The organism is Myxococcus sp. AM011, from assembly GCF_013372595.1.
In the GTDB taxonomy this organism is placed as follows: Bacteria; Myxococcota; Myxococcia; order Myxococcales; family Myxococcaceae; genus Myxococcus; species Myxococcus eversor.
Window position 1 is genome coordinate 47,884 of the sequence record NZ_JABXEM010000027.1, and the last position, 12,766, is coordinate 60,649.

Consider the following 12,766-nt stretch of genomic DNA (forward strand, 5'->3'; position numbering starts at 1 on the left):
TCAGTGCTTCCAGGCGCCGTACAGGTACGCGAGCCCCGCCGCGAGCAGCACCAACATGCCCAGCATGCTCCACGTCACGATGGAGCAGCCCGGCGACGCGCGGGAGATGACGGGCAGCTTCTGCGTCTTCAGCTCCTCCACGAGCTGTGACATCTGCCCCGTGTCGTAGCTCACCGGCTCGCCCACCCGAATCTTCCGCCCGAACTCCTTCAGCGCCTCCTCGGAGTAGAACCGCTCCGAGAGCAGCAGGCTGCGCGCCTGGAGCATCCGGTCCGTCCCGCCGCGAGCGGGGTCCAGTCCGCAGCCGTCACACGGGTCGAAAGCGCCTTCCTTCGTCTCGCCGCATCCCACACAGACGGCCACGCTCATGGCTCCATCCTAGCTCGATGATTCACGCGCGAGTCACACCAGCGTGACACCGTGCCCCACCGCATCCGCGTCCAGGTGCAGCCGCGCGCCCTCGTAGCGCAGCCCTCCCTGGAACGGATGCCGAGCGATGAACAGCGGCGTGTCCAGGTCCGCGTACGTGAAGCCACCCAGCCCCGCCGCCAGATGCGCCGAAGCGCTCATCGCCAGCACGCTCTCCACCATCCCTCCCACCATCAACTCCAGCCCCGCCGCGCGCGCCAGGCTCCACATCGTCAGCGCCTCCACCACGCCGCATTTCATCGTCTTGATGTTGATGCCGTGCGCCGCCCCCTCGCGGATGAGCCGCAGCACGTCCTTCGCCGAGCGCGCTGACTCGTCCGCGCAGATGCGCACCTTGGAGCGCCGACAGACTTCCGCCATGCCCGCGAAGTCCGCCGCCGGCACCGGCTGCTCCAACAGCGCGAGCGGCACGTCCGCCCGCTCCAGTTCCTTCAGGAACGCCAGCGCCTCCGCCACGTCGTAACCGCCATTCGCATCCGCGAACAGCCGCGCCTGGGGCGCCACCTCGTGAATCGCCACCATCCGCGCCGCGTCCTCGTCCGGCGCCAGCGCCCCCACCTTCACCTTCAACGTCGTGATGCCCCGCTTCAAGATGGCCCGCGCCGACTCCGCCGCGTGCGGCACGTCACCCGCCGTCACCGTCATGTCGATGTCCAGCGCCGTCCCCGCGCCGCCGAACATGACGTACAGGGGCACGCGGTGATGCCGCGCCAGCGCATCCAGCACCGCCATCTCCACCCCCGCGCGTCCCGCCGGCGCCAGCGCGAGCCCATCCCCGAGTGCCTCCGACAACGGCCGCCACGCACGCACGTCCTTGCCCAACAAACTGGCCTGTATCGCCTCCAGCGCCACGAGCGTGCCCGACTGCGTTTCCCCACTCACGGCGGGGAAGGGCGCCGCCTCACCCAGCCCCACCGTGCCGTCCGCCAGCGTCAACCGCACCAGCACGTTCTGCGCGACGTGCTGCGCCCCCGTGGCGATGGCGAAGGGCTCCGTCAACGGCAGGTCCAACGGAGTGAAGCTGACGGAGGTGATGAGCGTGGGCGTCATGTCGAGAGGCGCATCCTGGTCCGCTCCCTGGAAAGAAGGGGACACGCGAGAGGTAGGTTCATCGTATTCAACCCGGTGCTCCCAGGTGTCAGGGAGGCGGATGTGTGCCTCGCAGCCTCGGCTTGTGCCTGCCGCCCTTTCATGGCGACATGCGGGGACTCCGGACGTTTCCAGGAATTGCCGCCCCGTGATGGGGTTCCGGAGCTTTTGCCTCCGGGTGATGTGGATGTCCGGAGCGGGCGGGGCATGTCGGCGACGGACACGAGACAGGCAGTCCCGGGCGCGGATGCGCTGCTGGATGCGCTGGAGGAGGCGGAGCGCCATGACTCGGAAGGGTGCATGGTGTTGCGCGCCGTCCGCGACGAGTCCGGCGTCATCACCGACTTCGAGTGGCTCTGGTCCAACCCCGCCGCGTCGCGCGCGCTGGGCCGGGGCACCGACTCGCTGCGCGGCCTGAGGCTGAAGGACATGTCCCCCGTCGCCGGCCTGGGCGGACGGCTGGCGGTGCTCAAGCAGGTGGTGGAGTCAGGCAGGCCCGCCGCGGACAGCTTCCCGGAAGGGGATGCGTGGTTGCTCGGCACCGCGGTGCCGCTGCGCGACGGTGTGCTGTTGCGCCTGCGCGACGTCACCAGCGCCCTGCGCATGGAAGAGGGCCTGCGCGACACGCTGGACTGGGTGCGCGACGTGCTGGAGAGCACGCCCGAGGCCTTCTTCACCGTGGACGCCGAGTGGCGCATCACCTACGTCAACCGGCAGGCCGCCGAAATCACCGGCCGCACGCAGGAGCAGGTCTTCCGCAAGCTGCTGTGGCAGGCCTGTCCGGAGCTGGTCGGCACGCTGTTCGAGCGAGAGCTGCGCCGCGTCGCCGCCGAGGGCTCCTCCACCATCTTCGAGGTGCGCACCTCCCCGGACCGGTGGCACGAGGTGCACGCCTGGTGCTCGGGCCAGAACGTCTCCGTCTTCTCCCGCGACGTCACCGGCAAGAAGCGCGCGGAGGCGGAGCGCGATGCCCTGCTGACGCGCGAGCACTCCGGACGACTCGAAGCGGAGGCCCTGGTGCGTGAGCGCACCGAGGAGCTGGTCGCCGCGCGCGAGCGCCTGGTGCAGTCGGAGAAGCTGGCCATGGCGGGGCAGCTCGCCGAGGGCGTGGGCCACGAAATCAACAACCCGCTCTCCTATGTCAGCGGCAACCTCCAGTTCGCGCTGGAGCAGTTGGAGCTGTCGATGGAGGGGGGCGTCCTCGGAAAGAACGCCCCCCTGGCCGAGGCGCTGGAGGCGCTGCGCGAGGCCCGCGAGGGCGCCGAGCGCATCCGCGTCATCGTCCGTGACTTGCAGACGTTCGCCCGCGCGGACGAGCCCCACCTGTCCCCGGTGGACGTGCACGCGGCGCTGGAGTTCGGGCTCTCCATGGCCATGCCGCACCTGCGCTACCGCGCGGAGGTGGAGCGCCGCTTCGCCGAGGTGCCCACGGTGATGGCGCACGAGGCGCGGCTGGGGCAGGTGTTCCTGCACCTGCTCGTCAACGCGGCGCATGCGATTCCGGAGGGGGACTTCACCCGGCACCGCGTCACGCTCTCCACGCGCGTGGAGGGGCCGTGGGTGGTGGTGGAGGTGTCGGACACGGGCCACGGCATGACGCCCGAGGTCGCCGAGCGCGTCTTCGAGCCCTTCTTCACCACGCGCGCGGTGGGCGAGGGCAGCGGGCTGGGGTTGTCCACGAGCCTGGGCATGGTGCGCAGCATGCGCGGGGAGCTCACCGTCAACACGACGCCGGGCCTGGGCAGCACCTTCAGCGTGCGCCTGCCGATGACGGAGGCGGTGCCGGACGCGGTGGCGAAGGGCGCGACGCAGGACGTGCCCGAGCGCAAGCGGGTGCTGGTGGTGGACGACGAGCCGCAGCTGGCGTCGCTCCTGCGGCGGCTGCTCGGCAAGCACCACGAGGTGGTGGTGACGCACAGCGGGCGGGAAGCGCTGGAGCTGCTGGAGCGGGACGCGGACTTCGACCGTGTCTTCTGCGACTTGATGATGGCGGATGTGACGGGGATGGACCTGCACGCGGAGCTGCTGTCGCGCGGGCCGGAGCTGCTGTCGCGCTTCGTCTTCATGACGGGCGGCGCGTTCACCGAGCGGGCGCGCACCTTCCTGCAGACGGTGCCGCTGCCTCGAATCGAGAAGCCGTTCGACCCGGGGACGCTGCGGGCGCTGGTGGAGGGAGCACCTCCGCGCGCCAGGGCCTTGGGGCCGCTGGCGCGCGTGGCTCGAAGCGGGTGACTACAGCTTCACTTCCTCGCGGTCCGGGTGGGTGATGTACCCGGTGCCGGCCGCGACGAGCTTCTCCATCAGCTTGTCCAGGCCGTTGGAGCGCGCGAAGGCCATCTCGTTCTTGGTGACGCCCACGAGCGTGAGCAGCTGCACCTTGCCGCTGGGCAGGGCGAAGTGGTCGGGACGGGCCGGGTCCCTGACGAAGACAAAGCCGCCCAGCTTGGAGTCTCCGCCGTCGAGCGTGCCTTCCACCGGGTAGCGGTGGTTGAGGGCGAAGGCGCGCAACGTCACGAGGTTGTAGGCCATCAGGTCCAGCAGCCGGAACACGGGCCACTTGGCCTGCTCTGGCGTGTGGATGACCATCTCGTAACCGATGCCACTGAGTGACTCGTCGGTAACCTCCTCACCTGGGCCCACGGTGAAGGGATTGGACAGCCCGCTGGTGACATAGGTCCAGTAGGGGTAGTCCGGGCTCGGCGGCGCGGCGCGCACGCCCATGGGGCCCCAGTTGGGGTCCGCTTCACCTTCTACCTGTGCGAGGTCGCTCTCCATCCAAGCCTGGATGGCATCCGTCTGGTCGAGCGTGAAGACGCCTTCATCAATGGCGCCGAACATCTTGGGGTACTCGACTTCATCGCGGTCCGCCCAGCAGTCTTCGTACCACTGGATGAAGTCTTCGTTCGTCTCCGGTGCTTTCATGACGGCCCCACTCTAGAGGGTCACCCCGGTTTCACAACTTCCACGTGAGGGTCCCCCCTCGCGGCTGGCGGATGGGAAACAGGGGCCCTCCCTCCCGGCTGCCCTCCGGAGCCTTGGAAAGGGTGGGGGCGCTGGCCTGTCTCCCCCTGGTGGGATAGGCGGGGAGCCGAGGTTTCCGCCTGGGAGGGGCCGCGTGGAGCATGCGTTTCGGGGCGTCGTGTCGGGAGGCTGCATCCGTGACGCGCAGGAGCTGATGCTGGTCGTCAGCCACCCCCATCCGGACAATGACTTCGGAGGCGGTCCGGGCCCGGTCGAGGAGTGGAACCAGCCCGTGGACGCGGAGGCGTACTGGGGCCTGGTCGACTCCGACTCCGACCCGGACGACGCCAGGTTCGAGGTGGATGATTACCAGCATGTAGCGGTGCGCACGGCGGGCGCGTGGACCCTGGAGAGGGCAGTGGTGGTGGGGACCATCGACGCCCTGTGTCGACTGGGAGCCAACCGCCATGGGGCGTTGGTCTCGTATGGCGGCTCGGCGCACTTCCTGGCCATCCGTTCGAGCGAAAGCGGGAAGTGGGAGTCGCTGGAGTACGAGGGCGTTCCGGTGGGCCTGGTGGAGACGCGGGTGTGCTTCAGCGGTGAGGACATCGTGATGGCGGGGAGCCGGGGTTTCGAGCTCGACTCGCCCGCGGAGGTAGGGCTGCTCGTGCGCGCCGAGGGGGCCCTGCGCTGGACGCAGTCCCTGGGACAGTTGCCGGGGCGGGTGCTCGCGCTGGACAGCTGTCCAGGGGCGGATGGGGCGCGGGTGCTCTACGCGGGCGGCCGGAGCATCTGGATGCATGGGGAGGGCGGCTGGCGCGAGGTCCATTCGTTCCCGCGCGGGGAGGTGTCGTTCGTGCGGTGTTTCCCCTCGGGCGAGGTGGTCGCCGGGACGACGCAGGGGGACGTCATCCTGGGCACGGCGGAGGCGTGTCGCGTCGTCGCTCGCGTCGGGCGCATCCACTCGGCCGAGCGGTGGAATGGCGAGTTCTTCGTGGCGGATGAGGACAACGTCTACCGCGTGGATGCCTCGGGCTTCGCGCGGTGTGCCGTTCCCAAGGAGTCGTCCGTGGCGAGGAACGTGTCGGACGTGGGCCGGCTCGTCGTGGGAGATGACCGGCTGTGGCTGGCCGGGAGCCATGTGCTGGCTTCGAGTGTGGACGGGAAGCGTTGGACGACGCACCCGGTCCGGTGAGCCGAGGAGCGTTGCGTGAGCTCGAGGACCTCGGGCTCCTGATGGTTCATCATGCGGCTGGGTTCGTGCCCGCTATCGAGGCAGGGCCGCGAGGAGCGTCGACGTGCCTATCAAGCTGACCATCCGTATCAGAAACGAGCTTGGGCGCCCCTCATCTCTGGTCCTCGAACCCTGGGGAGAAGTGGCTCCGCTGGCGGCCGGGGAAGAGGTGGACATTCATGCCCAGGGACCTGGGCCTGAGGAGGTGCACGACGGCGGATTCGTGCAGGTGGATATGACCGATGACGGAGTCAACGTATGGGGATGGTCTGGCTCCATCTTGGAGATTTCACGGTCCTCGGGGTCGTGAGACCGCACCCTGTCTAGGTCTTCGGCAGGGGCCAGGGCTTGAGGCCCGAAATCTGCTCTGCCTCTTCCACCGCCATGTTCAGCCGTGCGCGCTCGCGTCTCACGTAGTCGCGCACCGCGCTGTCCAGCCTGCGGTCGAAAATCACGTGCGCGCTGTGCACCGCCGTGGGCTCGAAGCCCCGGGACACCTTGTGCTCGCCACCCGCGCCCGGCTCGAACACCTTGCGCCCCGCTCGGATGCAGTCGTCCACCGAGTGGTACAGGCACACGTGGAAGTGCAGGAACGAATGCTCCTCGGTGCTCCCCCAATAGCGTCCGTACAGCCGCTCCTTCGTCGCCAGGTTGAAGGCCCCCGCGATGACCCGCCCCTCGCGCACCGCCTCCACCATCTCCACCGTGTCCGGCATCGCCTTGAACACTCGTGCGAAGAACCCCGGCGTGAGCTGTATCCGGCCCCAGGAGTGTCGCTCGCACGTGGCCTCGTAGAACTCATACGCGCGCTTCGCGTGCGCTGGCGTCAGCTCCGCGCTTCGCACCGTGCGCAGCGTGATGCCCTGTGTCGCCGCCGCCGCTCGCTCGCGCTTGAACTGATTGCGTCGCTTGGAGTCGAAGCGCGACAGGTATTCGTCGTAGCTGGCGTAGCCCGGGTTCTTCCACTGGAACTGGAGCGTCACCCGCCGCGCCAGTCCCTGCTCCTCCAGGAAGTCCGCCTCCTCGTCCGTTGGATAGAGGATGTGCACCGAGGAGCACCCCGCCTCCTGCGCGCTCTCCACCGCCGCGGACAGGAGCGCCTTGCGCAACGCCGGCACGTCCTCACCCTGGGCGATGAGCATGCGCGGCACCGTGGCCGGGGACAGCGGCCCGCCGACGATGAGCTTCGGGTAGTACTCCACCCCGAGTCGGGCCGCCGCATCCGCCCACCCGAAGTCGTAGATGTACTCACCCATGCTGTGGAACTTCCGGTACGCGGGCGCCGCCGCCACCAGCTTCTTGCCTCGCCACAGCGTCAGGTGGTGCGGCGCCCAACCGGTCTCCTCGGTCGCGCTGCCGCTCTCCTCCATCGCCGCCAGCCAGGCGTGGCGCGCGAAGGGCGGCGCGTCCGGACCGGCGAGCGCGTCCCAGTCAGCGGCCGGGACGTCTGTCACTGCGTCGAGGATGCGGAGGCGGAGTGAGGTGTCTGTAGGCACGGGGGTGGGTTTTAACGCGCGCCCCGCGTTCGCGCCGCCTGGCCGTGGGCTTGTGTCGGCCTCCGGCCCGCCTACCCGCTGGCTCTCTCAACCCCTGGACCTGTGATCCGCGTGAACCCTCCCGGGCTCGGCCTCGGCTCGTTGCCTCTCGGAGGAGCGGCGCTCGTGAGTCCTGATGCCAGGAGGCCCGTTCGCCGAGGGGGCTCCTCGTCCGGTGCGCTCGCATGGCCCGGCCGCCAGGAGGCCCGTTTGCCGAGGGGGCTTCTCGTCCGGCGTGCTCGCGGTCCTGCTGGCCCGGCGGCCCGTTCGCCGGGGGAGGAGCCTCGCGGGCCTCTTCCCTCCGGTTCGGTCCACTCAGGGGACGACGGACTCAGGCCGCCCGGGCGGCGCCCGCGTCGTGCGCTGCCTCTCGCCGAGGCTCCGGCCACACCGCCCGCTGCGGCGTGGCGATTCGGATGACCCCCAGCTTCGCCAGCACGCGCATCACCTGCCACGTGGGGTCGATTTCGAACTTGCGCGCCGCGAAGTTGGGGCTGCTGCCGAACTTGTGGTGGTTGTTCTGGAACAGCTCACCCATGCAGAGCACCTCGACGGGCAGCGTGTTGCGCGACTTGTCGCCGCCTTCGAAGTTCCGGTAGCCGTACTTGTGCCCGCACCAGTTCACGATGGCCCCGTGCACAGGTCCCATCAGGAAGTGCACCGGCAACAGCAGGAACTGCCAGGGCGCCGTCGCGAAGGCCACGTAGAACGACGTGTACAGCCCCACCCAGAACACCGTCGCCGCCCACGAGGTGCGCAGCGTGTCGTCCACCAACGGCCACTCGGGATAGCCGCCGAGGAACCGGGCCTCCGGCTGCCCCCGGCCCGCCGTGTAGTCCTCGTAGCGCTTCTTCGTGTGCAACATCATCCGGAACACGTCCGTGAAGAAGTGCGGCGAGTGCGGGTCCTTCTCCGTGTCCGAGAAGGCATGGTGCTCGCGGTGCAGAATCGCGTAGGCCTTGGGTGACAGGTACGACGAGCCCTGCACCAGGTACGTGAGCAGGTGCATCACCCGCTCCGTGCGCGGACCCATGGTGTACATGCGGTGCGCGGAGTACCGGTGCTGGAAGAAGCTCTGGAAGAAGACACAGAGCAGCCAGTGCGAAACGAAGAAGACGAGGACGGCCATGGCGCTTTCCCGGGTCGGTGTCAGAGCCAGGAAAACACCGGCCATGTCATGGCCACGTCATCCCCGGCCGGAAGTTGCCCCCGGAAGGCGGCCGGGTGGGCCCTGACTTCAGGCCCCCATCAGTCGGACGCACCGCGCCAGGGCATGACGCGCGATGACAGGGGCTCGATTTCCGGTACGGAGCACCTCCTCACACTCGTCGAGAAGGGGTGCACACGTGGAGCGGGCCGACATCGTCAAGCTGGACAAGGGGCACGTCTGGCACCCGTACACCGCCATGGAGGCGTACATCGCGGGGACCGACCCGCTGGTCATCTCCCGCGCGGAGGGGCCCTACCTCTTCGACGTGGATGGCCGGCGCTACCTCGACGCGAATGGCTCCTGGTGGGTGTCCACCCTGGGCCACCGCCACCCGCGCCTCCTGCGCGCCCTCACCGAGCAGGCGGGCAGGCTGCCGCATGTCTCGCTCGCGGGCATCACCCACGAGCCCGCCGCGGCGCTCGCCTCGGAGCTGGCGGCGATTGCGCCTGGCGCGGACCGGCCGGAGCTGCCCGCCGGTGAGCGGCTGACGCGCGCCTTCTTCTCCGACAACGGCAGCACCGCGGTGGAGGTGGCCATCAAGATGACCGCCCAGTACTGGGCGCAGAATGGCCAGCCTGGGCGCACGCGCTTCATCACCCTCTCCGGCGCGTTCCACGGGGAGACCATCGGCTCCACCAGCGTGGGCGGCGTGCCCCTGTTCCGCGAGGTCTTCGGACCGCTCCTCTTCGACGTGGTGCACGTGCCGTCTCCGGCGGAGGAGGGTGGCTGGGAGCGCGCCTTCGCCCAGGTCCAGGCCGCGCTGCGCGAGCACCCGGACGAAATCGCCGGCGTCATCGTCGAGCCCATCATCCAGGGCGCCGCCGGCATGCAGATGTACTCGCCGGACTTCCTGCGCGCGGTGCGCGAGGCCACCCGCGCGGTGGACACCTTCCTCATCGCCGACGAGGTCTTCACCGGCCTGGGCCGCACGGGGGCTCGCTTCGCCGTGGACCTGGCGGGCGTGGTGCCGGACCTGCTCTGTCTGGCCAAGGCCCTCTCGGGCGGACTGATGCCGTTCGCCGTGACGCTCGCGTCCGAGCGCATCTTCTCGGGCTTCCTCGGGGCCGCGTCGCGCGCGCTGTACTACGGGCACTCGTACTGCGGCAACCCGCTGGGCGCGGCCGTCGCCCGCGAAGTGCTGGCCGTGTATCGCGACGAGGACGTGCTGGGGCAGGTGGCTCGCAAGGCGCCGAAGGTGAAGGCCGCCTTCGAGCGCATGGCGGCGACGCTCCCCGGGCTCGTGCGTCCGCGCGCCATCGGCATGGTGGGCGCGGTGGACCTGGGCGGCGGAGGGTATCTCGCGAGCAGCGGGTGGCGCGTGTACGAGGCGGCGCGGCGACGCGGGCTCTACCTGCGCCCGCTCGGGGACACCGTGTACATCGCGCCCGCGCTCAACATCCCCGACGCCGCGCTCGACGAGCTGCTGGCCGGCGTGGAGGAGTCGCTGCGAGAGGTGGCGCGCGGCTGACGGAAGCTCGTCAGGACGGCCCGGGTGGCAACACGGAGGAGCCCACGCGGGCAAGGCTGCGCTCCTGTCGGAACAGGAGCATCTCCCGGATGAGAATCTGCACCGTGGCCGCGACGGGCACCGCCACCACCGCGCCGACGACGCCCGCCAGCTCCGCGCAGAACAGCACCGCCAGCAGGATGAGCAGCGGGTTGACGTGCACCGTGCGCCGGAACACGAGCGGCGCCAGCACGTTGCCCTCCAACTGCCCGTACAGCACGAAGTACGTCAGCACCCCCAGCGCCATCCACATCCCGCCCGTCGCCCACGTCAGCAGCGTGATGAGGCTTCCCGCCATCACCGGCCCCGCGTAGGGCACCATGCTGGAGAAGCCACTCACGATGCCCAGCGGCAGGAAGTACGGCACCCCCAGCACCGCCAGCACCGTGGACGTGAGCAGCGCGTTGAAGGTGCAGATGAGCGTGAGCCCCATCAGGTACCCACCCGTGGCCCGGTACACGTTGCGCAGCACGCGCACGTAGCGCATCCGGTGCTCCGGCGTCGGCAAATCCAGCAGCCGCTTCAACAGTCCCCCTCCGAAGACGAGCATGAAGACGACGAGGAAGAAGACGCTGAGCGCCCCTCCCACCAGCCCCACCATGCTGCCGATGGCCTGCACCACCAGCCTCGGCAACGTCCCCGTGGCGAGCTCCGGCGTGGCGTCCTCGAGCTGCCGCGCCCACCCCAGGTTCTGCAGCCGCTCGCTCAGCCCCCGGAAGGGACGTGACTCGCGCACCTCCTGCCAGAGGTGGGGCCACTGCACCACCAGCGCATCCACCTGCGCCGCCGCCGCCGGAATCACCAGCAACGCCAGCAGCGCCAGCACCGTCAGCGCGGCGAGCAACATCGTCGCGATGGCCAGCGCCCGCGGCATCTTCCACCGCTCCAGCCGCGAGACGCCGTGCTCCAGCGCCAGCGCCAGCAGCGCCGCGATGCCCGTCAGCGTCAGGGCGACCCGCGTGCGCACCACCAGCACCACGAGCGCCAGCACCGCCAGCACCACGAAGCACACGGTGAGCACCGTCTTCGGTGTCACCTGGGAGCCCTGCCTCGTATCCCCCTGCTCCGCCACCGGACCCCCACGCGACGCGCGCCTCGCCTCGTGGGGTATGCAGTGCCGCGCCTGGATGCCAGCCTCCCCGCACCGAGGCGCCGGTGGATGTCAGGTCCGCCTCACCCGTGCCCCGGACTCCAGGCACGGCGTGTTCAGGCGCGGACACTGACGATGCCGCACGCGCCCCGCTCCAAGAGGCGCGTCTCGCCCGTGAACTCCGGCGTCAGTTGCGCGAGGGGAAGACGCCTTCCATCGCGATGATGAAGTTGAGGCACAGGAACGGCGACATGTTGTTGTGCGGCTGGTTGCCGCCCGCCATGCCGATGGCGGCCGGGTTCATCGTCCCGTCGATGGGCGCGGCCCGGTAGTTGAGGACCGTCGCCGTGCTGTCCGTCGCCAGCACCACGCCGATGGGGGTCTCCGTGTCGCCCTGCTGCGAGCTGACGTTGAGCGTGTGGTTGTGCGCCGGCATCTGCGTCGAAATCAGCGTCACCGTCTCAGTACCGCCCTGCTCACCCAGCGTCCGCGGCGACAGGCCCGGCCCCTGGCCTGGCTGCATGGGATAGCGACCGCGCAGGTCCGGCAGCGCGAAGGTCGTCGTCCCATTGCCTCCATACGTCGTGCCCAGGATGGAGAAGAGCGCGGTGTTCTGCGCGATGGGGAGAATCTGGCCCTGGCAGAACTGCCAACCCCGCGGAGCAAAGTTTCCCGCGAAAAGCTTGATTTCACCGATATAGGGCTCGGACACGTGTACGCCTTTCGTTGCTTGAGTGTGTGTGTTTCACGCGAAACTCAGCACGCGTTTGTGTCCTGAGCAAAGCATCGGCCACTCTTCATACGTGGGTCACTTTGGAGTCGGGGCGCGCTGTGGGGCGCCTGCTTCCAGAGTGGGCGTGAAGACTTCGCGTCATGTGCCTTGTCGCGTCATGCGTTCCGGCGTGACGCGAGTCGCGTTCGCACGGAACGCGAGGGGAGGGCTATTTCACGCGAGCCCTTTCAGGTCACAATCCCTCACGCCCTGCTGAGTGGGGCGCACACCCCAAGCAAATCCATCCTGGCTCGTGACTTGCTCTGCGCTGCGGCCCTGAGTTGCACGACGAGGAGAACCACCCCATGGCTCATATGAACTGGCGACACCCCACGTACTGGACGCGGGGCCTGCGCGCGCTACCGATGACGGCGCTGTTGCTGTTGTCCGCCTGCAAAGAAGGCTCGGAGGGCCCTCAAGGTCCCCAGGGGCCGCAAGGTCCCGCGGGTCCCGCCGGTCCAACGGGCACTCAAGGTCCCGTCGGTTCAGAAGGCGCGCAGGGCGAGGCGGGCCCCAAGGGAGACAACGGTGACGTGGGTCCAGTCGGCCCAGTGGGGCCGCAAGGTCCCGAGGGTCCCGCGGGTCCCGCCAACGGGCCTCGGGGTGAGGAAGGAAAGCCCGCCGTGGCCCGTACGACCGTGGAGCCCGCGGGTGCCAACTGCGCCACCGGCGGCGTGAAGCTGGAGGCGGGCGTCGACGACAACGAGGACGACGACCTGGATGACGAAGAGGTGGATGTCACCAGCTACGTGTGCAACGGCGCGCAGGGTCCGCAGGGTGTCGAAGGTCCTCGTGGTGCCGAGGGTCCTCGTGGCGCCGAGGGTCCGCAGGGGCCGCAGGGACAGCAGGGCGTCCAGGGTCCGCAGGGTGAGGTCGGCGCGACGGGCGGCGTGGGCCCCGTGGGTCCGGTGGGGCCCGTGGGCCCGGTGGGGCCTCAAG

The 12,766-nt window shown here is 69.5% G+C and carries 10 protein-coding genes and 1 pseudogene; 4 read left to right on the forward strand and 7 right to left on the reverse strand.

Going from position 1 to position 12,766, the window contains the following annotated elements; genetic code table 11:
* Together HUW62_RS08095 and HUW62_RS08100 are read right to left on the reverse strand one after the other, a co-directional pair.
* Positions 1 to 369 carry a hypothetical protein gene (locus tag HUW62_RS08095; protein WP_176434080.1) on the reverse strand — a complete coding sequence of 123 codons (369 nt, stop codon included), beginning with the start codon at positions 367 to 369 and terminating at the stop codon, positions 1 to 3.
* A 33-nt stretch (positions 370 to 402) separates the two neighbouring features.
* Positions 403 to 1,479 (reverse strand): dipeptide epimerase, encoded by a 1,077-nt coding sequence (locus HUW62_RS08100; protein WP_176434081.1) that lies wholly within the window; start codon positions 1,477 to 1,479, stop codon positions 403 to 405.
* 246 nt (positions 1,480 to 1,725) lie between these two features.
* Between HUW62_RS08100 and HUW62_RS08105 the strand changes: the two genes are divergently transcribed.
* Positions 1,726 to 3,750 (forward strand): ATP-binding protein, encoded by a 2,025-nt coding sequence (locus tag HUW62_RS08105; protein ID WP_163867613.1) that lies wholly within the window; start codon positions 1,726 to 1,728, stop codon positions 3,748 to 3,750.
* On the opposite strand, the gene HUW62_RS08110 is transcribed toward HUW62_RS08105, so the two are convergent.
* Positions 3,751 to 4,440, reverse strand: coding sequence for a suppressor of fused domain protein (locus HUW62_RS08110; protein WP_176434082.1), 690 nt, complete (start codon positions 4,438 to 4,440; stop codon positions 3,751 to 3,753). It abuts the gene before it with no gap.
* Between the two features lie 193 nt (positions 4,441 to 4,633).
* On the opposite strand from HUW62_RS08110, the gene HUW62_RS08115 reads away from it, so the two are divergent.
* Positions 4,634 to 5,674 carry a hypothetical protein gene (locus HUW62_RS08115; RefSeq protein ID WP_176434083.1) on the forward strand — a complete coding sequence of 347 codons (1,041 nt, stop codon included), beginning with the start codon at positions 4,634 to 4,636 and terminating at the stop codon, positions 5,672 to 5,674.
* Positions 5,675 to 6,036: 362 nt separating this feature from the next.
* On the opposite strand, the gene HUW62_RS08120 is transcribed toward HUW62_RS08115, so the two are convergent.
* Together HUW62_RS08120 and HUW62_RS08125 are read right to left on the reverse strand one after the other, a co-directional pair.
* Positions 6,037 to 7,209, reverse strand: a complete 1,173-nt coding sequence (locus HUW62_RS08120) for a GNAT family N-acetyltransferase (protein ID WP_176434084.1) — start codon at positions 7,207 to 7,209, stop codon at positions 6,037 to 6,039.
* Positions 7,210 to 7,579: 370 nt separating this feature from the next.
* The gene (locus HUW62_RS08125) at positions 7,580 to 8,377 is read right to left on the reverse strand and encodes an acyl-CoA desaturase (protein WP_176434085.1); all 798 of its coding nucleotides are present in this window, start codon (positions 8,375 to 8,377) and stop codon (positions 7,580 to 7,582) included.
* A gap of 217 nt (positions 8,378 to 8,594) precedes the next feature.
* Here HUW62_RS08125 and bioA point away from each other — a divergent pair, with 217 nt between their 5' ends.
* A complete protein-coding gene (bioA, locus tag HUW62_RS08130; protein WP_163867608.1) occupies positions 8,595 to 9,926 on the forward strand; it encodes an adenosylmethionine--8-amino-7-oxononanoate transaminase in 1,332 nt (443 codons plus the stop codon).
* Between the two features lie 10 nt (positions 9,927 to 9,936).
* Here bioA and HUW62_RS08135 read toward each other — a convergent pair whose 3' ends face one another.
* Together HUW62_RS08135 and HUW62_RS08140 are read right to left on the reverse strand one after the other, a co-directional pair.
* Complete coding sequence (locus HUW62_RS08135; RefSeq protein ID WP_240356607.1) at positions 9,937 to 11,001, reverse strand: AI-2E family transporter; 1,065 nt, start codon at positions 10,999 to 11,001, stop codon at positions 9,937 to 9,939.
* Positions 11,002 to 11,242: 241 nt separating this feature from the next.
* Positions 11,243 to 11,767: a tail fiber protein gene (locus HUW62_RS08140; protein WP_176434087.1), complete on the reverse strand. Its 525-nt coding sequence runs from the start codon at positions 11,765 to 11,767 to the stop codon at positions 11,243 to 11,245.
* 683 nt (positions 11,768 to 12,450) lie between these two features.
* Here HUW62_RS08140 and HUW62_RS48060 point away from each other — a divergent pair.
* Positions 12,451 to 12,766, forward strand: a pseudogene (locus HUW62_RS48060) (collagen-like protein); the annotation flags it as partial.